The sequence below is a fragment of the Aeromonas sp. Prich7-2 genome (genome assembly GCF_017939255.1).
Lineage (GTDB): Bacteria > Pseudomonadota > Gammaproteobacteria > Enterobacterales > Aeromonadaceae > Aeromonas > Aeromonas caviae.
In genome coordinates this window covers 14,670-36,328 of sequence record NZ_JAGKRI010000175.1, presented here as the reverse complement: position 1 = coordinate 36,328, position 21,659 = coordinate 14,670, and the positions used below count along the sequence as shown (strand labels likewise).

Annotated in this window: 15 protein-coding genes; 5 read left to right on the top strand and 10 right to left on the bottom strand. The window is 58.5% G+C overall.

The features are described 5' to 3' along the window. Positions 1–3: 3 nt before the first annotated feature. On the bottom strand, positions 4–1,578 hold the full coding sequence (gene nhaB / locus J9892_RS20380; protein WP_052814370.1) for a Na(+)/H(+) antiporter NhaB: 1,575 nt from the start codon (positions 1,576–1,578) through the stop codon (positions 4–6). Between the two features lie 333 nt (positions 1,579–1,911). Between nhaB and fadR the strand changes: the two genes are divergently transcribed. Further along, a complete protein-coding gene (gene fadR / locus J9892_RS20375; protein ID WP_010674906.1) occupies positions 1,912–2,625 on the top strand; it encodes a fatty acid metabolism transcriptional regulator FadR in 714 nt (237 codons plus the stop codon). A gap of 59 nt (positions 2,626–2,684) precedes the next feature. Here fadR and J9892_RS20370 read toward each other — a convergent pair whose 3' ends face one another. From J9892_RS20370 to J9892_RS20355, 4 genes are all read right to left on the bottom strand, one after another. Continuing rightward, a complete protein-coding gene (locus tag J9892_RS20370) occupies positions 2,685–4,205 on the bottom strand; it encodes a SpoVR family protein (protein ID WP_113070181.1) in 1,521 nt (506 codons plus the stop codon). A 9-nt stretch (positions 4,206–4,214) separates the two neighbouring features. Next, the gene (locus J9892_RS20365; RefSeq protein WP_128272823.1) at positions 4,215–5,486 is read right to left on the bottom strand and encodes a YeaH/YhbH family protein; all 1,272 of its coding nucleotides are present in this window, start codon (positions 5,484–5,486) and stop codon (positions 4,215–4,217) included. A gap of 24 nt (positions 5,487–5,510) precedes the next feature. Next, entirely contained in the window at positions 5,511–7,433 is a 1,923-nt protein-coding gene (locus tag J9892_RS20360; RefSeq protein WP_010674903.1) for a PrkA family serine protein kinase, read from the bottom strand. A 572-nt stretch (positions 7,434–8,005) separates the two neighbouring features. Continuing rightward, positions 8,006–9,928 (bottom strand): RecQ family ATP-dependent DNA helicase, encoded by a 1,923-nt coding sequence (locus tag J9892_RS20355; RefSeq protein WP_114523010.1) that lies wholly within the window; start codon positions 9,926–9,928, stop codon positions 8,006–8,008. Positions 9,929–10,260: 332 nt separating this feature from the next. Between J9892_RS20355 and sstT the strand changes: the two genes are divergently transcribed. After that, complete coding sequence (gene sstT / locus J9892_RS20350; RefSeq protein ID WP_010674901.1) at positions 10,261–11,511, top strand: serine/threonine transporter SstT; 1,251 nt, start codon at positions 10,261–10,263, stop codon at positions 11,509–11,511. 740 nt (positions 11,512–12,251) lie between these two features. Here sstT and J9892_RS20345 read toward each other — a convergent pair. From J9892_RS20345 to pabB, 3 genes are all read right to left on the bottom strand, one after another. Then, complete coding sequence (locus J9892_RS20345) at positions 12,252–13,550, bottom strand: serine/threonine transporter (protein WP_029314600.1); 1,299 nt, start codon at positions 13,548–13,550, stop codon at positions 12,252–12,254. Between the two features lie 215 nt (positions 13,551–13,765). Then, complete coding sequence (locus J9892_RS20340; protein ID WP_029314598.1) at positions 13,766–14,332, bottom strand: CoA pyrophosphatase; 567 nt, start codon at positions 14,330–14,332, stop codon at positions 13,766–13,768. A 43-nt stretch (positions 14,333–14,375) separates the two neighbouring features. Next, the gene (gene pabB, locus J9892_RS20335; protein ID WP_041201622.1) at positions 14,376–15,659 is read right to left on the bottom strand and encodes an aminodeoxychorismate synthase component I; all 1,284 of its coding nucleotides are present in this window, start codon (positions 15,657–15,659) and stop codon (positions 14,376–14,378) included. Positions 15,660–15,956: 297 nt separating this feature from the next. Here pabB and J9892_RS20330 point away from each other — a divergent pair, with 297 nt between their 5' ends. Continuing rightward, positions 15,957–17,480, top strand: coding sequence for a fumarate hydratase (locus J9892_RS20330; RefSeq protein ID WP_010674897.1), 1,524 nt, complete (start codon positions 15,957–15,959; stop codon positions 17,478–17,480). A 119-nt stretch (positions 17,481–17,599) separates the two neighbouring features. Here the strand turns inward: J9892_RS20330 and J9892_RS20325 are convergent, their stop codons facing one another. Both J9892_RS20325 and J9892_RS20320 read right to left on the bottom strand, forming a co-directional pair. Further along, complete coding sequence (locus J9892_RS20325; RefSeq protein ID WP_162726193.1) at positions 17,600–17,770, bottom strand: hypothetical protein; 171 nt, start codon at positions 17,768–17,770, stop codon at positions 17,600–17,602. 73 nt (positions 17,771–17,843) lie between these two features. Beyond that, positions 17,844–18,323: a cell division inhibitor gene (locus tag J9892_RS20320; RefSeq protein WP_010674896.1), complete on the bottom strand. Its 480-nt coding sequence runs from the start codon at positions 18,321–18,323 to the stop codon at positions 17,844–17,846. 234 nt (positions 18,324–18,557) lie between these two features. On the opposite strand from J9892_RS20320, the gene J9892_RS20315 reads away from it, so the two are divergent. Beyond that, positions 18,558–18,755 (top strand): DUF4250 domain-containing protein, encoded by a 198-nt coding sequence (locus J9892_RS20315; RefSeq protein WP_005323525.1) that lies wholly within the window; start codon positions 18,558–18,560, stop codon positions 18,753–18,755. Positions 18,756–19,148: 393 nt separating this feature from the next. Next, entirely contained in the window at positions 19,149–21,623 is a 2,475-nt protein-coding gene (locus tag J9892_RS20310) for a glycogen/starch/alpha-glucan phosphorylase (protein ID WP_043155186.1), read from the top strand. Positions 21,624–21,659: the final 36 nt, after the last annotated feature.

The following is a 21,659-nucleotide window of genomic DNA, read 5'->3' as shown; positions in this document are numbered from 1 at the left end:
TGATCAGTGTGTGGACGGGGTGGGCAGTGGCAGTGCCCCATGATCCAGCAACCACCCTGCCTGATAGAACCATTCGGTTGCAGGACCGAGGAGCAGTTCCACGGAGAAAAAGCCGACAAGCCCCAGCACCAGGGTATAGGGCAGCGCCATCCAGACCATACGGCCATAAGAGAGGCGCAGCAGGGGAGCGAGGGCCGAGGTGAGCATGAACAGGAATGCGGCCTGGCCATTGGGGGTGGCGACCGACGGCAGGTTGGTGCCCGTGTTGATGGCCACGGCCAGCAGATCAAAATGCTCCCGGTTGATGGCGCCGTTGATCAGGGCGGTCTTCACCTCGTTGATGTAGACGGTGCCGACGAAGACGTTGTCACTGACCATGGAGAGCAGACCGTTTGCTAGGTAGAAGAGGGCAAGCTGATCCTCCGGCTTGGCCGCCAGTACCCACTGGATCACCGGCTTGAACAGCTGTTGATCGATGATGACCGCCACCACGCTGAAAAAGACGGTGAGCAGGGCGGTGAATGGCAAAGCCTCCTGGAATGCCTTGCCAAGCGCGTGTTCTTCAGTCACGCCGGTGAACGCCGTCGCGAGCACGATGACCGTCAGGCCGATCAGCCCAACTGCAGCCAGATGGAGGGCAAGACCCGTGATAAGCCAGGTGGCAATCAGCGCCTGGACGATCAGCTTGGCCTTGTCCTGCGGGGTACGTTGTGCGTCTTCGTCGCGCTCGTAGGATTCCATGATGTGACGCACGGGCTCGGGCAAGCGGGCGCCATAACCGAACCAGCGGAATTTTTCGACCAGGATGCAGGTCAGCAGGCCGCAGATGAAGACCGGAATGGTGACTGGTGCCATGCGAATGGCAAATTCACCGAAGTGCCACCCGGCCTGTTCACCGATGATGAGGTTCTGGGGTTCGCCGACCAGGGTGCAGACGCCCCCCAGGGCGGTACCGATGGCGGCGTGCATCATCAGGCTGCGCAGGAAAGCACGAAACTCGTTCAGATGCTGGCGGGAGAGCTCGTCAATCTCTTCGTCATCATGATGCAGATTGCCGGACTCATCCCGGGAGGCCACCTTGTGGTAGATGGCGTAGAAGCCGGTGGCGACGCTGATGACCACGGCGATCACGGTCAGGGCATCAAGGAACGCGGAGAGGAAGGCAGACACCAGGCAGAAGGCGAGAGAAAGCAACGTTTTGGAGTGGATGCGCACCAGCATCTTGGTAAAGACGTAGAGCAGCAACTGCTTCATGAAGTAGATGCCGGCCACCATGAAGACCAGCAGCAGAAGCACTTCGATATTGGCCACCAGCTCATGCTTTATCTGGTTGGCGGAGGTCATGCCGATGAGCACGGCTTCGATGGCCAGGAGTCCGCCCGGTTGCAGCGGATAGCACTTGAGGGCCATGGCCAGGGTGAAAATGAACTCGACAACCAGCAGCCAGCCGGCCAGGAAGGGATCAACGTAGAAAATGACCGGGTTGATCAGCAGGAATAGAACGATGGCAATTTTGTACCATCGCGGAGCATTGCCCAAAAAGTTCTTTGTAAACGCGCGCCCTAGGCTGATTGGCATAATGATGGTTCTCTGTTCTGTTGTTGATATCTGCGTCTATGCAGTCGAGCCCGACCCGAGCCGAACATCCGGATATTCACCTGTATCAGATTGATTGCACATGATTTTAATCAAGGGAGCGATAACTATAAATAAGCTCGCCGAACTTGCCCAGCGAGCAAACGCTTATATCCCCATCATTTGGTGTTGGTTGACTCCCCACTTGTTGCTGTATACATATTTTTAACAAAAAGATCGGGGTAATGTGAGCAGAGGACCGACCTTCTGCTTGCCAGCATGACCGGCTTTGCTATTATTCGGGGGCCTTTTTACGCACTACAACAGAGTCATTACATGGTCATTAAAGCGCAAAGCCCTGCCGGGTTTGCCGAGGAATACATCATCGAGTCCATCTGGAACAATCGCTTTCCTCCTGGATCCATTCTGCCGGCGGAGCGCGAGCTGTCCGAATTGATCGGCGTGACTCGCACTACCTTGCGTGAAGTGTTGCAGCGCCTTGCCCGTGATGGCTGGCTCACCATCCAGCATGGCAAACCGACCAAGGTCAACAATTTCTGGGAAACCTCCGGTCTCAACATTCTGGAGACACTGGCACGTCTCGATCAGGACAAGGTGCCGGATCTGGTGGCACAGCTGCTCTCCGCCCGGACCAACATCTGCACCATCTTCATCCGTGGCGCCATTCGCAACAACCCGGAACAGGCCGCCGAGATCTTGCGGGGTGCCGATGATGTGGAGAACACGGCCGAGGCCTATGCGGACTTCGACTACCGTTTGCATCACCAGCTTTCATTTGCCTCGGGCAACCCCATCTATGCCTTGATTCTCAACGGTTTCAAGGGCTTGTACAGCCGGGTTGGCCGCTACTACTTCTCGGACAAACAGGCGCGGGAAACCGCAGATGCCTACTACAAGACGCTGCGCAAGCTGGCCGAAACCAAGGATCACGAAGCCGTGTTCATGACGGTACGCCAGTACGGCATCGAGTCTGGCAAGCTTTGGACCCGTCTGCGTCAGGACATGCCAAGCAACCTGTGTGACAATTGATTGCCCTGATCCAAGAAAAACGCGCCTGATGGCGCGTTTTTTTATGCCCGGCACTGACGTCAGGTCATGCTCTTACGGTCCGGACAACGGCCGATGATATCTGCGGATAGCTCGCCATTGTCCTGCTCCAGCACCACATCGAAGCCCCACAGCTGATGCAGATGCTTGAGCACCTCGTGGCGTGACTCGCCAAGGGGGATGCGGTTGTGGGGAACATAGCGCAGGGTCAGGGAGCGATCGCCTTTCACTGCCACGTTGTAGACCTGAATGTTGGGCTCCAGGTTGCTCAGGTTGTATTGAGCGGACAGGGTGCTACGCACCAGCCGGTAGCCCTCTTCATTGTGAATGGCGGACACCTTGAGGTAGTTCTTCAGATCGTCATCATCGATGGCAAAGAGCTTCATGTCGCGCATCACCTTGGGACTGAGGAACTGGCTGATGAAGCTTTCGTCCTTGAAGTTCTGCATGGCGAAATGCAATGTCTCGACCCAGTTGGTGCCAGCGTAATCGGGGAACCAGTATCTGTCCTCCTCGGTCGGGTGTTCGCAGATGCGACGCAGGTCCGTGAACATGGCAAAGCCAAGGGCGTAGGGGTTGATCCCCGAGTAATACCGGCTGTTGTAGGGGGGCTGATAGACCACGTTGGTGTGGCTGTGCAGCACCTCCAGCATGAAGCGATCGCTGATTTTTCCCTCGTCATAGAGGTGGTTGAGAATGGTGTAGTGCCAGAAGGTGGCCCAGCCCTCGTTCATCACCTGCGTCTGCTTCTGCGGGTAGAAGTACTGACTGATCTTGCGCACGATACGTACCACCTCGCGCTGCCAGGGCTCGAGCAGGGGGGCATTCTTTTCGATGAAATAGAGGATGTTCTCCTGAGGCTCGGCAGGATAGCGCCTGTCTTCCACCCCGGCAATCTTGTGCTGCTTGGGCAGGGTACGCCACAGCTCATTGACCTGGGTTTGCAGATAATCTTCCCGCGCCTTCTGGCGTCGCTTCTCCTCGGCCAGAGAGATCTTCTGGGGCCGCTTGTAACGATCCACCCCGAAGTTCATCAGGGCATGGCAGGAGTCGAGCAGTTTCTCCACCGCATCAATGCCGTGTTTTTCCTCGCATTCGGTGATGTAGTTCTTGGCAAACAACAGGTAGTCGATGATGGAGGAGGCATCGGTCCAGGCCTTGAACAGATAGTTGTTCTTGAAGAAGGAGTTGTGACCATAGCAGGCGTGGGCCATGACCAGCGCCTGCATCGGCATGGTGTTCTCTTCCATCAGATAGGCGATGCAGGGGTCCGAGTTGATGACGATCTCGTAGGCGAGTCCCATCTGGCCGCGCTTGTAGTTGCGTTCGGTGTGGATGAAGCGCTTGCCGAACGACCAGTGCTGATAACCGATGGGCATGCCGACACTGGAGTAGGCATCCATCATCTGCTCTGCGGTGATCACCTCGATCTGGTTGGGGTAGGTGTCCAGCTTGTAAAAACGGGCGACCCGGGCGATCTCCTGATGATAGGTCTCCAGAAGATCGAAGTTCCAGTCTGGTCCGTCATCCAGTGGCGCTACGCGTTTTTCAGTTTCGATCATGTGACCTCCTCACGCAGCTTGTTTTTTGAACAGCTCGCGGAACACCGGATAGATATCCTCGACCTTGCGAATGTGTTCCATCGCAAAGTGGGGGAACTGGCTGGCTACCGACTCATATTCGTGCCACAGGGTCTGGTGGGCACGGGTGGTGATCTCGATGTAGGAGTAGTAGCGCACCCTTGGCATGATGTCCCGCGCCAGGATCTCCCTGCACTGCGGTGAGTCATCGGCCCAGTTGTCACCGTCCGATGCCTGCGCCGCATAGATGTTCCACTGGTTGGCGGGATAACGTTCGTTGATGATGTCGTTCATCATCTTGAGCGCACTGGAGACGATGGTGCCGCCGGTCTCCTGGGAGTAGAAGAACTCGTGCTCGTCCACCTCCTTGGCCTGGGTGTGGTGGCGAATGTAGACCACCTCGACATTCTTGTAAGTCCGGCTCAGGAATAGATAAAGCAGGATATAGAAACGCTTGGCCATTTCTTTGGTGGCCTGATCCATGGAGCCGGAAACGTCCATCAGGCAGAACATCACCGCCTGGCTCGAGGGGACGGGCCGTTTGACAAAGTTGTTGAATTTGAGGTCGAAGGTGTCGATAAAGGGGACTGCATCGATCCTCCGCTTCAGCTCCCTGATCTCTTTTTCAAGTTGCGCCATTTCGGCGAAATGGTCGTTGGGCTCGCAAGCCAGCTGGGCCAGGCGCTCCTCCAGTTCACGCAACTGACGTTTCTTGCCTGCCTGCAGCGCCATGCGCCGCGCCAGCGAATTTTGCAGGGAGCGCACCACGTTGATGTTGGCAGGCACCCCGTTGGAGGTGTAGCCGGCCCTATAGGTCTTCATCTCCATCAGCTGGTTGAGCTGGGTCTTTTGCAGCCGCGGCAGCTCCAGATCCTCGAACAGCAAGTCCAGGTACTCGTCCTTGGAGATCTGGAAGACGAAATCATCGACTCCCTCTCCTTGATCCGAAGCCTGGCCCTCGCCACTCCCCTGGCCGCCGCCACCCCCTTTGGGCCGGTCAATCTTGTCACCAGATACGAACTGGTCGTTGCCCGGATGCACCATCTCCCGTTTGCCGCCATGACCCTGATGAAAATGGGGTTCCCCGATGTCCTTGGTCGGGATGCTGATGCTCTCACCCTTGTCCACGTCCTGAATGCTGCGCTTGGAGACAGCATCCGAGACCGCTTGTTTTATCTGCTTCTTGTAGCGGCGGATGAAGCGCTGCCGATTGACAGCGCTTTTGTTTTTGCCGTTGAGCCTGCGGTCGATAAAATGCGCCATAACTCCCCCTTGAACACGACAGGGTCAGGATGACTTGCGTACCCTGAGATACCATTCGGAGAGCAGTCGCACCTGTTTGCGGGTGTAGCCTTTCTCCATCATCCGTTCGACAAAGTTATCGTGCTTCTTCTGCTCCTCGGCCGAGGTTTTGCTGTTGAAGGAGATAACCGGCAGCAGCTCTTCCGTGTTGGAGAACATCTTCTTCTCGATCACGGTGCGCAGCTTCTCGTAACTGGTCCAGTTGGGGTTACGGCCTGCATTGTTGGCCCGGGCACGCAGCACGAAGTTGACGATTTCGTTACGGAAATCTTTCGGGTTGCTGATCCCGGCAGGTTTTTCAATTTTCTCCAGCTCGCTGTTGAGAGACGCTCTGTCAAACAGCTGGCCGGTTTCGGGGTCACGATACTCCTGATCCTGGATCCAGAAGTCGGCGTAGGTGACGTAGCGATCGAAGATGTTCTGACCGTACTCTGAATACGACTCGAGGTAGGCGGTCTGGATCTCCTTGCCGATGAACTCGACGTAGCGCGGAGTCAGGTAACCCTTGATGAACTCCAGATAGCGATCGTGCAGCTCTTGCGGGAACTGCTCGCGCTCTATCTGCTGCTCCAGCACATAGAAGAGGTGCACCGGGTTGGCTGCCACTTCCGCGTGGTCGAAGTTGAAGACACGGGAGAGGATCTTGAACGCGAAACGGGTGGAAAGGCCGTTCATGCCCTCGTCAACCCCCGCATAATCCCGGTACTCCTGATAGCTTTTCGCCTTGGGGTCCGTGTCTTTAAGACTCTCGCCGTCATAGACTCGCATTTTGGAGTAGAGGCTGGAGTTTTCCGGCTCTTTGAGTCGCGACAGCACCGAGAACTGACCCAGCAGCTCCAGAGTACCTGGCGCGCATTTGGCCTCGGTCAGCTCGCTGTTGAACAGCAGTTTTTCGTAGATCTTCACCTCTTCCGACACCCGCAGGCAGTAGGGCACCTTGACGATGTAAACCCGGTCGAGGAAGGCCTCGTTGTTCTTGTTGTTGCGGAACTGCTGCCACTCGGATTCGTTGGAGTGGGCCAGCAGGATACCGTCGAAGGGGAGGGCGGAGAGCCCCTCGGTACCGTTGTAGTTCCCCTCTTGCGTCGCCGTCAGCAGCGGGTGCAGCACCTTGATGGGGGCCTTGAACATCTCGACGAACTCCATCATCCCCTGGTTTGCCTTGCATAGCGCACCGGAGTAGGAGTAAGCATCGGCATCATCCTGGGCGAAGTGTTCCAGCATGCGGATATCGACCTTGCCGACCAGGGAGGAGATGTCCTGATTGTTGTCGTCCCCCGGTTCGGTCTTGGCGATGGCGATCTGATCGAGGATGGAGGGGTTTACCTTCTCCACCTTGAATTTGGTGATGTCGCCGCCAAACTCGTGAAGGCGCTTGGCGACCCAGGGAGACATGATGGGGCGCAGATAACGGCGAGGGATGCCGTACTCCTTCTCGAGGATTTCGCCATCTTCGTCGATGTCAAACAGGCAGAAGGGGTGATCGTTCACCGGTGAGCCTTTGATGCGATAGATGGGCACTTTTTGCATCAGGGATTTGAGTTTCTCTGCCAGCGAGGATTTACCGCCGCCAACCGGTCCGAGCAGATAGAGGATCTGTTTCTTCTCTTCCAGGCCCTGAGCGGAATGTTTGAGATAGGAGACAATCTGTTCGATGGCTTCTTCCATGCCATAGAAGTCTTTGAAAGCGGGATAACGTGCGACGACGCGGTTGGAAAAGAGACGGCTGAGACGTGGATTGGTCGAGGTGTCGATCATTTCCGGCTCGCCGATGGCGGTCAGCAGACGTTCGGCGGCAGAGGCGTAGCAGGATTTGTCCTGTTTGCACATATCCAGAAACTCCTGGATGCTGTACTCCTCCTCTCTGGCCTTCTCATACCGCTGTTGATAGTGCTCGAAGATGCCCATAACTTAGCCCTCGTTATAGTCGCTTGCCCTGAAAAAGAGTGGATCACTACTTTTGTTCTGTTTACCTCTTAAGCCTAGTCAACAGCCCCCAGTAATCCATCGCCATCATTGGTTTAAGTTTGTGCGGGAGCTTCCCGATCCTCGTGCGGGAAGAAGCAGTAAGTGACATACCTATGTTACTGACTGTTAAATTATTTTTGCCACGACAGTGATGCAAATGTCAAAGACATAAAAAATAAATCTTTGTGTGCCAGAGGGAGAAAATGGTGACGCTCTGTTTTGTCAGGGGGCGGTGCCAGCAAGGGCAAGGGCGGCAGGGAATAGAGGGTAAAAAGACGTGTCGCTTACGTTAACGTAACGTTATTTGTTTGATGCTTTTGCTCTAATTTTTACATTGACGCTACATTCTGGCTGCTCTAGATTGGCCCTGTGTCGAGCAGTCATCGCTTTAGCAAGAGAGTGGGTGATTGTGCAGATACTAAGCTCTGTTTAAGCACGTTTCCGTTGGCTTGACCCTCGCATCCGCGAGGGTCTTATTTTTTCAGCGCCTGAACGGCGCCAAACCTGCAAGCTCAGGATTCGGCGGGATAGAGGGCTGACACCACCGCCAGCACCTCGGCGAAGGGATGGTCCGCCAACTGGCCAAAACCGGCCAGATCCCTGGCCTTGAGACGGGTCGTCAGCGGGGTGGCGATGCCACACAGGAAACGGGTCAGGATCCTGGGATGGCGCTGATGGCACAGGGCGATCAGCGGATCGCACCAGGCGCGCAAACCGTGCTCGTTGGGCAAGCCCGGTGATGCAAGCGGCGGCAACACGGCGATCTCTCCCCGGCAGACGGAACAGTGCCCGCACCGCTCGGGGGCCGCGTCGTCGGCAAAATAGCGGGCAAGCTCATGGCTGAGGCAGGTGGTCGAGGTGAAAAAGGCCAGCAGCGCCTGAAGGCGGGCCAGTTCGCTCTGCTCTTTCTTTTCAAACAATCCATGCAGCTCTTCGGCCAGGGTCGCGGTATCGATTTGCTGGCTCAGCACCCGATAGACCTCGGTCATCTGCTTGCTTTCAAGCTCGATCCAACCCTGCTGCTGCAGGTAGTCCAGCGCCGTCGCGGCGCGCTGGCGTTCCCCCTGGTATCCCTGCCACAGCGCTTCGAAGTCCATGGTGCACCAGGTGCGCGCCTGGGGTGCGCAGGCAAAGACCTGCTCCAGGAACTGGCGGCGTTCGGAATTGAAACGAGCGAGGATCGCCTGTTTTTCCAGTACGAACCTGAAGCGGTACTCGGCAAAGTAGCTGTAGGCCGGTGCAATGACCCCCGCCATCTCCAGATAGACCAGCAGGGTCTTGAGGGGCAGTTGGCGAATGTTGGTCTCGTTGGAGAGGCGCAGCAGGCTGAATTCCCACTCAGCGCCGCTCTGGCGCACGATATCGAGCAAGTGCGCGATGGCGTCCCTGTCCGGCGTATCCCCATAGACGAAGTTTTCCAGTACCGGCAACTGGGCGCGGCTCGCCAGCACGGTGCAGCGGGAGGGAAGCCCGTCACGTCCGGCGCGGCCTATCTCCTGACTGTAGTTCTCGATGGACTTGGGCAGGTCGTAGTGAATGACCCGGCGAATGTCGGCCTTGTCGATGCCCATGCCAAAGGCGATGGTGGCCACGATGCAGTCGAGTCTGCCAGCCATGAAGTCATGCTGGATCTGGCTGCGCAGGGCGGGATCGAGCCCCGCATGGTAGGCGCATGCCCGGATGCCGCTGGCCTGTAGCTGCGCGGCGCACTGCTCTGCGCTGTGTTGCAGAGTCACGTAGACGATGGTGGGGGCGGCCGGATCCCGGTGCAGCTCCTCGCGCAGCCAGGTATCGCGGGCACTGCCGGCCAGCGGGAGGACGGCCAGATCCAGATTGGGTCTGTAGAAACCGGTGACCACCAGATCGTCCCGGTCGATGGCAAATTTTGCCTGCATGTCCGCCATGACGGCCGGGGTGGCGGTGGCGGTCAGCAACAGCACCTGGGGGATGGCCAGTTCACGGCGATGATCCGGCAGCTTGAGGTAGTCGGGGCGAAAGTTGTGGCCCCACTCCGAGATGCAGTGGGCCTCGTCCACCACCAGCAGTGACAGGGGGATGTGGGCGATGAAGCGGCGAAAGCGCTCATTTTTGAGGCGCTCCACCGAAATCATCAGGATCTTGAGCTGGCCATCGCTGGCCTGCTGCATCACGCGCCGGCTCTCTTCCGCTGTCTGGCTGGAGTCCAGAGTGGCGGCGGCGATCCCCTTGCTGCGCAAAAAGGCGAGCTGATCGTGCATCAGGGCCAGCAGGGGAGAGATGACCAGGGTCAGGTGGGGCAGTGCGAGGGCGGGCAATTGATAACAGAGGGATTTCCCCGCGCCAGTCGGGAAGATGGCTGCGGCGCTCTTGCCGGCCAGCAGACGACTGATCACCGCTTCCTGCCCGGGCCGCAAGCGATCAAAGCCGAAGTGTCGGGTCAATAAAGAGGTGATCATGGCAAGGCTCCCTGAAAAAGGGCGTCATCATATCACTTCTGGCCCAGTGGTGGCCGATGATCGGACTGGTTTGGTGACATTTTGACCGTGGTTGATATTGTGTTATCACATTGTTGTAGATTTTTTGTGAGGTAACCCTGATATTTTTCAGTGATTATGTGGAAAAAAACCATGGCAGATGGGATATTCTTGTCCGCAACCCCACGCGAACGGGACAGATCCACCAGAAGAGCTGCCCACGGCGTCACCGTCAACGGACCGGTGCCAATGCGCGGGGCTGGTTGCCAACAGGACTAATGATTCACGCACCATGAGTGCACAGGGACTACTTGATGACACAACAACACCCCCTCATTCGACTGGTCAACAGCACCAGTCTGGTTAGCCAGATCCTAGTCGGTCTGGTATTCGGTATCCTTCTTGCGATGTTCATGCCCGAGTGGGCCAAGGCGGCGGGTCTGCTCGGCAGCCTGTTCGTCGGTGCCCTGAAGGCCGTGGCGCCGCTGCTGGTCTTCGTGCTGGTGATGTCGGCGATCATCGGCCACAAGCAGGGTCAGAAGACCAACATGAAACCGATCCTGCTGCTCTATGTGCTGGGTACCTTCCTGGCGGCTGCCGTGGCAGTGGTGGCGAGCTTCCTCTTCCCCTCCAACCTGCATCTGGTGGCAGGCGCTACCGAGATCACGCCGCCGGGGGGCATCACGGAAGTGCTGCAGACCCTGCTGTTCAACGTGGTGACCAACCCGGTGAAAGCACTGCTGGAAGCCAACTATATCGGCATCCTGGCCTGGGCCATCGGCCTTGGTATCGCCATGCGTCACGCCAATGAGAGCACCAAATCACTGATTTCCGATGTGTCTCACGGGGTTTCCGCCATCGTCAAGGCCGTGATCCGTTGCGCTCCGCTCGGCATCCTGGGCCTGGTTGCCTCCACCCTGGCTGAAACCGGCTTCGATGCGCTGTTTGGCTATGCCCAGCTGCTGGTGGTACTGATCGGCTGCATGCTGTTCATCGCCTTCGTGGTCAATCCGCTCATCGTCTTCTGGAAGATCAAGCGCAACCCCTATCCCCTGGTGCTGACCTGCCTGAAAGAGAGCGGTGTGACCGCCTTCTTCACCCGCAGCTCCGCCGCCAACATTCCGGTCAACATGGCCCTGGCCGAGAGGCTGCGCCTGCCGGAAGACACCTATGCGGTCTCCATCCCGCTGGGTGCCACCATCAACATGGCCGGCGCCGCCATCACCATTACCGTGCTCTCCATGGCGGCGGTGCATACCCTGGGGATGGAAGTGGACATGGCAACCGCCATTCTGCTCTCCGTCGTCGCCACCATCAGTGCCTGTGGCGCCTCCGGTGTGGCGGGCGGCTCCCTGCTGCTGATCCCGCTGGCGTGCAGCCTGTTCGGTATCAGCAACGACATCGCCATGCAGGTGGTGGCCGTTGGCTTCATCATCGGGGTGTTGCAGGATTCCGCCGAAACGGCCCTCAACAGCTCCACCGACGTGCTGTTCACTGCGGCGGCCTGCATGGCCGAGGATGAGAGCCTGCTGGATGCCGCCCCGGTCCCCAGCCGCGAAGCTTGATCCCCTCAGACTTTCCGCTCTGCACAGGCGCCCTCTTCGGAGGGCGCTTTTTATTTGCGCGCGCGTCAGGCGCCCTGCACCTTCTCGCCGTGTCATGGCACTGACAGTGCTCGGATCCCCCTGTGTGATTTCTCGGGAGGGGCCCGTTGGCTGCCTTACGTGTTCTCGCCACCGCCAACAAGCCATTCCCTGTACAAACGTGCCCGGCGCTGCATTCGCCGGGCATATCGGGCTGATTGTGCTGTCAGCATGGCGGCGTGTGACATCCCCTCTGGTGACCGAAGGGGTCATCTGCTCTTCGGACGCTGTACGGGAAGCCCGGTCAAGGCCCTCTCGGCGGTTTGCCTGCGCCCTGTAGCCGGTACTTTCCCTGAGTACCTTGAAGAAAGGCTCCATTGGGTGGGGGTGTCGGCTCTCTGGGCTAAACCCCGAAGAGCGGGCGTTCCTGGTAAGGACAAGGGCTCTGGTGTTCTGTCTGGCAAGGCCGATGGCGCGCAGCAGATGACGGGATAACACAGTACGTCTTGGTCGTGTGTCATTGGGGAAGGAATATGAGCGGCAAGCTGTCACCAAGGGGAAAGAGAGTGGGTGAAAGGGCTGTCTCTGATTTGAGGGCAGGGGGCTCTGATCATCTGAGCCCAGTACCTTATGATCACAACGAACTCAGCCCGGCAGAGGAGATCTGCCGGGCTGTGGGAGGCGCCGGGCCAGATGCTGGCCCGACGGTATCGCAGGAAGGCTTAGCCGACCAGTTGATAAAGGATGGCGGAGATGGCGATAAGGCCCATGGTCGCCACGAAGACGTTGCTGATCTGACCCTGGTATTTCGCCATGGCCGGGACGCGCTTGATGGCGTACATGGGCATGAGGAACAGGATGGTGGCGATGATGGGGCCACCCAGGGATTCGATCATCCCGAGGATGGAGGGGTTGATCACGGCCACGCCCCACAGGGTCAGGATGAAGAAGGCGATGATGAACAGCTCCACTTTCTTGTGGTTCGGTGCCTTGCCGGAGCTGCGCATGTTCTGGACGATCATCCCTTTCAGACCTTCACGGGCACCCAGATAGTGGCCGAAGAAGGAGGAGACGATGGCCACGAAGGCAACCAGCGGACCGAAGTAGGAGATGATGGGGCTCGCATGCTGGTTGGCCAGGTAGGAGAGCACGGCGATGTTCTGGGACTTGGCTTCTGCCAGCTGGGCCGGCGTCAGGCTCATCACGCAGGAGAAGACGAAGAACATCACGAAGCCCAGCAGAATGATGGCGGTGCGCTTGAGGATGGCGTCGGACTTGGCGACGGCATGCTCACCGTGATCACGGCGCTGAGCCAGGGCGAAGCTGGAGATGGCCGGGCTGTGGTTGAAGGAGAACACCAGCACCGGGATGGTCAGCCACAGGGTGGTGGCGAAATCCTTGGTGCTCGGCATTTCATTCAGGGCCGCACCGGTCCAGTCCGGGATCAGGTACAGGGAGATGCCCGCCAGAATGGCGATGAGCGGATAGACCAGGAACTCGGTCACTTTCAGCATCAGCTTCTCGCCAGCCAGCATCACGGACATCATGGCCATGATGAGCACGATGGAGAGGATCCAGCGCGGGGGCGGCGTCATCTGCAACTGGTTGACCAGGAAGCTTTCCACCGTGTTGGTGATGCCCACGCCGTAGATCAGCACGATGGGGTAGATGGCAAAGAAGTAGAGCAGGGTGATCAATTTACCGGCACCCACGCCGAAGTGCTCTTCCACCACCTGGGTGATGTCGGCATTGGGCTGCTTGGAGGAGAGCACGAAGCGCGCCAGACCACGGTGTGCCAGGTAGGTCATGGGGCCGACCAGCAGCGCCATCACTACCAGCGGCCAGAAGCCACCCATGCCGGCGTTGATGGGCAGGAACAGGATACCTGCACCGACGGCGGTACCGAACAGGCTGATCACCCAGGTGGTGTCTTGTTTACTCCAACCGCGAGATTGGACCGAGCTGATTCCTTGCTCCTGTGCGGCTGCAACATCCTGTGCGCCAGTGACAGTATTGGACATGTGTCTCACCCCGAATGTGTGGTTTTAATTAGTCGGCGCAAGAATACTTTCTTTTTAATCAAAAATGTTGATCAAATTCACCTTTGTGCGGCTAAAACCCGTACTTTCTTGTAGAAATGTGATCAAAAGAATAAAAAATCAAAATTTATTTATCAAATGCAGTGTTATTTGAATGTTAACTGGATAATTTCCCACCTCATCATGTTGTCGAAATGTTATGTCGAGATGTGTTGGGCAAGCTGGCGGATCATGCTGGCAGTGGCCCCCCAGATGAAAGATTGCTCCCAAGGGATCCAATAGATGGTGTGACGTCCGTCCGCCCTTGGCAGGCTCAGGGCTATGTGCTGCCCCGGATCCAGCACGTGGGCGAGGGGGACTTCGAAGGCCTGGGCCACCTCGTCCTGGCTCAGGGTCAGCCCGTAGCCTGGGTCGAGCATGGCGAGGACCGGCAGCACATCGTAGCGTGAGACGGTATTGAGAGGGGTGAGGCTGCCGATGATCCGGATCTGGGAGGGGGGAATGCCAAGCTCCTCCTCGGTTTCCCTGAGCGCGGTGTGAATGAGGTCCCGGTCTTCCGGGTCCTGGCGCCCGCCGGGAAAGCTGATCTGCCCCGGGTGGTGGCGCAGGGCGGCGCTGCGGCGCGTCAGCAGCAGGTGCAGGCCCTCGGGGCGCTCCACCAGGGGGATCAACACGGCGGCAGGTTTGAGCCCGGCCAGTGCCAGGCGATGGGCGGGGGCGGGGCGCTGCAGCAAAAAGCGGGTCAGCAGCTCGGCACTCGTCATCTCCATGGGTCTCCTTGTGTCGGCCCCGCAGGGCCGGATGGGGTCAAAGGGCATCGAGCAGTGGCAGGATGCGGGCCACCTTGTCGTAGGTCTCCTGATATTCGGCGTCGGGATCGGAGTCGGCGATGATGCCGCCCCCCGCCCAGCAGTGCAGCTGACCGGCTTCGGCGATCAGGGTACGGATGCAGATGCTGGTATCCATCCTTCCGTGCTGACTCAGATAACCGATGCTGCCGCAGTAGGCATTGCGCCGCACCGGTTCCAGCTCCTCGATGATCTCCATCGCCCGGATCTTGGGAGCCCCTGTGATGGAGCCGCCGGGGAAGCAGGCCCGCAGCAGATCCACTTCTTGCCAGCGCGCATCCAGTTCTCCGTGAATGGTGGAAACCAGATGATGCACCGCCGGGAAGGATTCCACGGCAAAGAGGTGCGGGACCGTGACCGACCCCGGCCGGCTCACCCGGCCGATGTCGTTGCGCAGCAGATCGACGATCATCAGGTTCTCCGATCTGTCCTTGTCGGCGCTGGCGAGCGACTCGGCCACCCTGGCATCCTGGGCGGGATCAGGGTGGCGAGGCCGGGTGCCCTTGATGGGCTTGGTCTCGATATGGCGCTTGTCGAGCAGCAGGAAACGCTCCGGGGAGAGGCTCAGAATGGCGCTGTGCGGCAGGCGGACAAAGGCGGAGAACGGCGCCTTGTTGGCGGCGCTCAGGGCGAGATAGGCGGACCATTCATCCCCCTGATAAGGGGCGCTGAAGCGCTGGGTCAGGTTGATCTGGTAACAATCCCCCGCCGCCAGATAGGCCTGGATACGGGCAAACTTGTCTCCGTATTCGGCCCGCGTCATGTTGCTCTGCCAGGGGCCGGTCAGGCGAAGGGGGAGGGGGGGTCGTTCGCGCTGCGCCATCAGCCAGTCGAGCCTGCGGGCGAGGCCGGCTTCATCACCCCAGTGGGCCAGTTGCCAGTGTCCCGTCGCGACATTTCGCAGCAGCGCCCAGTCGTAGATCCCGACCGCCATGTCGGGCACCTGGATGTCCTGTTGCGCCACTGCGGGCAGACGCTCGAATCGTCGGCCCAGATCGTAGCCAAAGAGTCCCAGGGCTCCCCCGATAAACGGCAATCCCGAGTCATCCTCAACGCGCTCCCCAAGCAGGGCTTGCTGGGTCTTGGCGAGCAGGGCGAGGGGATCGCCGTCATGATGGTGCTGGTGGTTATCCTGGGTGAGGCAGGTGCTGGTACCCCGGGTTTCCAGGGTGGCAAGCGGATCGGCGCTGATGATGTCAAAACCGTTGTCAGCCCCCAGGGGGCCGGCGGATTCCAGCAGGATGGCCCAGGGTTGGTGTTGCAGGCAGGCAAACCAGGTGTGGAGCGAGGCCTGCGGGTCGAAATGGTGGATATGCAGTCTTGGTTTCATTTTTTGTTACATAGGCAACAGTTTGCGCCCGGCTCCCTAGCCGGTTCGGGTGGTCAAGCGTATCATGGCCGCCGGCATTTTTAAGAAAAACACCGTTATAAAAACACGCCGCAGTCTGCCGGCTCCAGGTGCATTTGCCACCTGCCGAAGGCCCGGCTCATATGGAAGCCCTTGCTCGCGCAAGCGATAACAAGGACCAGTGAGGATGATATGAGCATCATTAGAAAACAGGACTTTATCGATTCCATTGCTGACGCCCTGCAGTACATCTCCTTCTACCACCCCCTCGATTTCGTGCAGGCCGCCAAGGCCGCCTATGACCGCGAGATCAACCCGGCCGCCAAAGATGCCCTGGCCCAGATTCTGATCAACTCCCGCATGTCTGCCGAAGGTCATCGCCCGCTCTGTCAGGACACCGGTATCGTCACCTGCTTCGTCAAGATCGGCATGCAGGTACAGTGGGACAGCGACATGACGGTCCAGGAGATGGTGGATGAGGGCACCCGCCGCGCCTATACCAATCCGGACAACCCGCTGCGCGCCTCCGTGCTGGCGGATCCGGCCGGCAGCCGCAAGAACACCAAAGACAATGCCCCCGCTGTCGTGCACATCGACATGATCCCGGGCAACAAGGTGGAAGTGAGTATCGCGGCCAAGGGCGGCGGCTCCGAAAACAAATCGAAGATGGTGATGCTCAATCCCTCCGACGACATCGTGGAGTGGGTGCTCAAGACGGTGCCGACCATGGGGGCTGGCTGGTGCCCGCCCGGCATGCTCGGCATCGGCATCGGCGGCACCGCCGAGAAGGCGGCGGTGCTCGCCAAGGAAGCTCTGATGGAGCACATAGACATCCAGGAGCTGATTGCCCGTGGTCCCGAGACCACCGAAGAGAAGCTGAGGGTCGAGCTCTATGACAAGGTCAACAAGCTCGGGATCGGTGCCCAGGGGCTGGGCGGCCTGACCACGGTGCTGGATGTGAAGGTGAAATCCGCACCGACCCACGCCGCCTCCAAGCCCGTGGTGATGATCCCCAACTGCGCCGCCACCCGTCACGTGCATTTCGAACTCGATGGCTCCGGCCCGGCGGAGCTGACACCCCCCAGGCTGGAAGACTGGCCGGAGATCACCCGTGAGTCCGGTGGCAATGTGCGCCGGGTCAACGTGGATGGCATCACCAAGGCAGAGCTTGCCAGCTGGAAGAGCGGTGATACCGTGCTGCTCTCCGGCAAGATCCTGACCGGCCGCGACGCCGCCCACAAGCGCATCGCCGACATGCTGAAAAAAGGTGAAGGACTGCCGGAAGGGGTCGATTTCACCAACCGCTTCATCTATTACGTGGGCCCGGTCGATGCGGTGCGTGACGAGGTGGTCGGCCCGGCTGGCCCCACCACGTCCACCCGGATGGACAAATTCACCGACATGATGCTGGGAGAAACCGGCCTTATCGGCATGATCGGCAAGTCCGAGCGCGGCCCCAAGACGGTCGAGAGCATCAAGCAGCACCAGGCTGTCTACCTGATGGCGGTGGGCGGCGCCGCCTATCTGGTAGCGAAAGCCATCAAGAAGGCGCGCGTGGTGGCCTTTGCCGATCTGGGGATGGAGGCCATCTACGAGTTCGAGGTGGAAGACATGCCGGTCACCGTGGCGGTCGACTCCCAGGGCAACAACATCCACGAGACCGGCCCGGCCTACTGGTCCGCCAAAATTGCCGAGCTGGAGACCAAGCTGGCTTGATCAATCGGACTTCGATGCAAACGGAGGGCGATTAGCCCCCGTACAGCAGCATGTTGAAAGGCGACCCTCGGGTCGCCTTTTTTTGCGGGCCCCATTTGACGGTCTGGGCCTGAGCAAATTTACTGCTGCTGTGCTGCTGTGCTGCTGTGCTGCTGTGCTGCTGTGCTGCTGTGCTGCTGTGCTGCTGTGCTGCTGTGCTGCTGTGCTGCTGTGCTGCTGTGCTGCTGTGCTGCTGTGCTGCTGTGCTGCTGTGCTGCTGTGCTGCTGTGCTGCTTTGTCTTTGTCGCCATGGCATCCCGGGTCGGAAGCCTGGATAACCCGGTGGGCAATGCCGGCGCATTGGCTGTCACGCCGAAGGGGCGATCAGTGGTTCAGGTAGATATCCTGGCCGCCGTAGCTCAGTGCCCCACCCAGAGGGGTTGCGGGCTCGAAGAAGCGGGTCAGGACACCGGCACGCTGGCCCAGGGTGCTCAATGTGCTCCGGTCCAGGGCGACCTGTTCGGGCAGCCAGGTCAGCACGGCGGCGCAGTGACCATTGATCAGGCTCTGCTCCAGCAGGCGCTGCCAATTCTTGATCTTGGGGGCGTGCACGACAAGCACCCTGGCAGGATTGATCCCTCTGGCCTGCAATTGCGCGGCGGCGGGCAGACCGGGCGGGGCGACGAGCAGGATCCAGCCACTGTCAGACTGACTCAGTTGCCCCAGGGCATCCAGCAGCGGCGCTTCCTGATGGAGAGGGCCGCGCCGCTGCTCTTGTCCCATCTTGCTCTGATGACGAGTGGGCCAGGTGGTGATCAGACCGGCAGAGGAGGAGGGGGGGCAAAGATTCAGGGGCTGGCTCATATGTCGTTCCTGTATGAATAACCATGCTGTATGCGCATACAGTAGTTCTGTTCGCAAGGAGTGACAAGTCATTTGTGGCTAAAAGTGTGAGCCGATTAACAGGAGATGACTTTAACTACATGATTAAAAAGGATATTTATATCTTCCTTATACAGGGTGTTTTTTAACCTGTAGACAAACTTCGGGTCGGCGCTCATGGTTATACAGTCCTGTATAGGGAGAGGAGGGAGCGAGATGGACGTTAGTACCTTGCAACGACTGGATGCGAACATTCTGCTCGGGATCATCAACGAGAAGCTGCGGCTGGAGTGTGATGGTCTGGAAGAGCTGCTGGCTTACTACGACATGACAGAAGATCAGCTGGCTACCCGTCTGCAACAGATCGGGTATCACTACGACCCTATGAGCAATCAGTTCAAGGCACATGGTTAATTGAAATCAAAGGGTGCTCCGATTGGGGCATCCTTTTTATTACCTGACGAGGGGGTGTGAATTGAAAGCGCTTTCAATTTCTCCCTAGTCGGCGGTTATTTTCACGTATTTTCAGTCACAGGCAATCATTGAAAACCTATTCATGAAACTATCTTTTTTGTTTTCTTATATCACTATGATTTAAAACGAAATTTATATTTCATTCAGGCTGGCTCAAGGAAAGGGTTTTCATGGTGAAACTGTCATTTTTATGCGTTAAAGTGTGACTCACGTTAACTTTTAAACCCTTGGCTTTAGCTAGTATGCCCCCGCCGGAGCATATTCTGAGATAACAACAGCGCCGGTCCACCCGATGGGATGACATTTTTTATTTGTAACGAAGGAAAATGGTTTATGGCTACCAAGAAGAAGACAGACCAGGATCTCCAACTGGATAAAGATCAGCTCAAGGCGAGTATCGTGCGTCACCTGCGTTCTACCTTGGGTACAAGCGAACAGAAAGCCTCTCCGGATGCCTGGTGGAAAGCGACCGCTGCCGCCGTCAATGAACAGGTGTACGAGCGCCTGACCCGTACTCAGCAGGCTCACTTCAAGAAAGATACTCGTGCGATTCACTATCTCTCTGCTGAATTTTTGATGGGGCGTTTGACCTCCAACAACCTGCACAACCTCTCCCTCTACAAAGTCTGTGAAGAGGCGCTGGGTGAACTTGGTCTGGAACTGACCGATCTGTGTGAACAAGAGCCTGACATGGCCCTTGGCAACGGCGGCCTGGGTCGTCTGGCTGCCTGCTTCATCGATTCCCTGGCCACTCTGAACTACCCGGCGGTGGGCTATGGCATCCACTACGAGCACGGCCTGTTCCGTCAGGAAATTCAGGATGGCCGTCAGATCGAGCGTCCGGACTCCTGGCGCGAATATGGCAACCCCTGGGAGATCTGCCGCCCGGAATCGGTGCAGGAGATCCCGCTCTACGGCTACGTGGAGACCGTCTTTGGTGACAAGGGTGGCCTGAAGAAGGTGTGGCACGCCGGTCGCAAGATCAAAGGGGTGCCCTGGGACATTCCGGTGGTCGGCTTCGGTGGTCACACCGTCAACATCCTGCGTCTGTGGGAATCCCGCGCCTCCGAGTTCTTCGACTGGGACGTGTTCAACGCCGGTGGTTATATCGACTCCCAGGCCGAGAAGGCCCAGGCCGAGACCATCTCCAAGGTGCTCTACCCGAACGATGAGACCGACGCCGGCAAGGAGCTGCGCCTGATCCAGCAGTACTTCTTCTGCGCCTGCTCCATCAAGGACATCATGCGTCGCTACAAGCGGGTGCATGGCAGTGACTTCAGCAACTTTGCCGCGCAAATCGCCATCCAGCTCAACGATACCCACCCCACCGTGGCCATCCCCGAGCTGATGCGCGTGCTGGTGGACGAAGAGGGGCTGAACTGGGATACCGCCTGGGGCATCTGCTATCAGGTCTTCTCCTACACCAACCACACCCTGCTGCCGGAAGCGCTGGAGAAGTGGTCCGTCAGCCTGTTCGAGAAGGTACTGCCCCGTCACCTCGAGATCATTTATGAAATCAACGCCCGCTTCCTGAACGAGCTGGTGGAGCCCAAGTGGCCGGGCAACGATGCCATCAAGGCCAAGCTCTCCATCATCGAAGAGGGTGACGTGCGCAAGGTGCGTATGGGCAACCTGTGCGTCATCGGCTCCTCCAAGGTGAACGGCGTGGCCGAGATCCACTCCAAGCTGGTGAAGGAAGATCTCTTCCCCGAGTATGCCGAGCTGTGGCCCGAGAAGATGTGCAACGTCACCAATGGTGTGACTCCCCGTCGCTGGCTGCTGGCCTGCAACCCGGAACTGGCCGAACTCTACAACGAGGTGGTGGGCAAGGAGTGGCCGCTGCAACTGGACAAGCTGCGCAGCGTGGTGAAGTTTGCCGACGACAAGGCGTTCCAGCAGCAGTTCATGACCATCAAGCGCCACAACAAGGAGAAGCTGGTCAAGGTCATCAAGGCGGAAACCGGCATCGACGTGAGCGCGGAGGCGATCTTCGACGTCCAGATCAAGCGTCTGCACGAGTACAAGCGCCAGCAGCTGAACCTCATCCACATCATGGCGCTCTACCGTCGCCTGCTGGCGAACCCGGACTATGACATGCATCCGCGGGTGTTCATCTTCGGCTCCAAGGCGGCGCCCGGCTACAAGCTGGCCAAGGACATCATCTACGCCATCAACAAGCTGGCGGAGCGGGTCAACAACGACGCCCGTATCCAGGGCAAGCTGAAAGTGGTGTTCATGCCGAACTACCGCGTGAGCCTTGCCGAGAAGCTGATCCCGGCGGCGGATGTCTCCGAGCAGATCTCCACCGCAGGTTACGAAGCATCCGGTACCGGCAACATGAAGATGGCGCTGAACGGTGCCATCACCATCGGGACGCTGGATGGAGCCAACATCGAGATCGCCGAAGAGGCGGGTGCCGAAAACTGCGCCATCTTCGGTCTGAATGTGGACGAGGTGAAGTCCCTGAAGGCGCGCGGCTACAACCCGTATGACTTCTACTACGCCAACTCCGAACTGAAAGCCGTGCTGGACTGGTTTGATACCGACTACTTCACGCCGGGTCGCCCGGGGGAACTCTCCTCTATCAAGCGTTCCCTGCTGGAAGGGGGAGACCCTTACCTGACCCTGGCGGATTTCGAGTCCTACTCCGAGGCGCACAAGCTGATCGACGCCTGGTACCGGGATCCGGCCCTGTGGGCGAAGAAGGCCATCATCAACTCGGCCACCATGGGCAAGTTCAACTCCGACCGCTCCATCCAGGATTACGTAGACCGGATCTGGAAACTGACGAGCTGCAGCGTCGGCTGATGTCTGCTCCAGTGAAAAACCCCGCGATGCGGGGTT

What these genes read in the sequence shown, in the direction of transcription:
- J9892_RS20315 (WP_005323525.1), top strand. Translation starts at nt 18,558, where the DNA reads ATGGACGTTAGTACCTTGCAACGACTGGATGCGAACATTCTGCTCGGG.
- J9892_RS20345 (WP_029314600.1), bottom strand. Translation starts at nt 13,550, where the DNA reads ATGTCCAATACTGTCACTGGCGCACAGGATGTTGCAGCCGCACAGGAG.
- J9892_RS20330 (WP_010674897.1), top strand. Translation starts at nt 15,957, where the DNA reads ATGAGCATCATTAGAAAACAGGACTTTATCGATTCCATTGCTGACGCC.
- J9892_RS20310 (WP_043155186.1), top strand. Translation starts at nt 19,149, where the DNA reads ATGGCTACCAAGAAGAAGACAGACCAGGATCTCCAACTGGATAAAGAT.
- J9892_RS20355 (WP_114523010.1), bottom strand. Translation starts at nt 9,928, where the DNA reads ATGATCACCTCTTTATTGACCCGACACTTCGGCTTTGATCGCTTGCGG.
- fadR (WP_010674906.1), top strand. Translation starts at nt 1,912, where the DNA reads ATGGTCATTAAAGCGCAAAGCCCTGCCGGGTTTGCCGAGGAATACATC.
- sstT (WP_010674901.1), top strand. Translation starts at nt 10,261, where the DNA reads ATGACACAACAACACCCCCTCATTCGACTGGTCAACAGCACCAGTCTG.
- J9892_RS20365 (WP_128272823.1), bottom strand. Translation starts at nt 5,486, where the DNA reads ATGGCGCATTTTATCGACCGCAGGCTCAACGGCAAAAACAAAAGCGCT.
- nhaB (WP_052814370.1), bottom strand. Translation starts at nt 1,578, where the DNA reads ATGCCAATCAGCCTAGGGCGCGCGTTTACAAAGAACTTTTTGGGCAAT.
- J9892_RS20340 (WP_029314598.1), bottom strand. Translation starts at nt 14,332, where the DNA reads ATGACGAGTGCCGAGCTGCTGACCCGCTTTTTGCTGCAGCGCCCCGCC.
- J9892_RS20360 (WP_010674903.1), bottom strand. Translation starts at nt 7,433, where the DNA reads ATGGGCATCTTCGAGCACTATCAACAGCGGTATGAGAAGGCCAGAGAG.
- J9892_RS20370 (WP_113070181.1), bottom strand. Translation starts at nt 4,205, where the DNA reads ATGATCGAAACTGAAAAACGCGTAGCGCCACTGGATGACGGACCAGAC.
- J9892_RS20325 (WP_162726193.1), bottom strand. Translation starts at nt 17,770, where the DNA reads ATGGCGACAAAGACAAAGCAGCACAGCAGCACAGCAGCACAGCAGCAC.
- J9892_RS20320 (WP_010674896.1), bottom strand. Translation starts at nt 18,323, where the DNA reads ATGAGCCAGCCCCTGAATCTTTGCCCCCCCTCCTCCTCTGCCGGTCTG.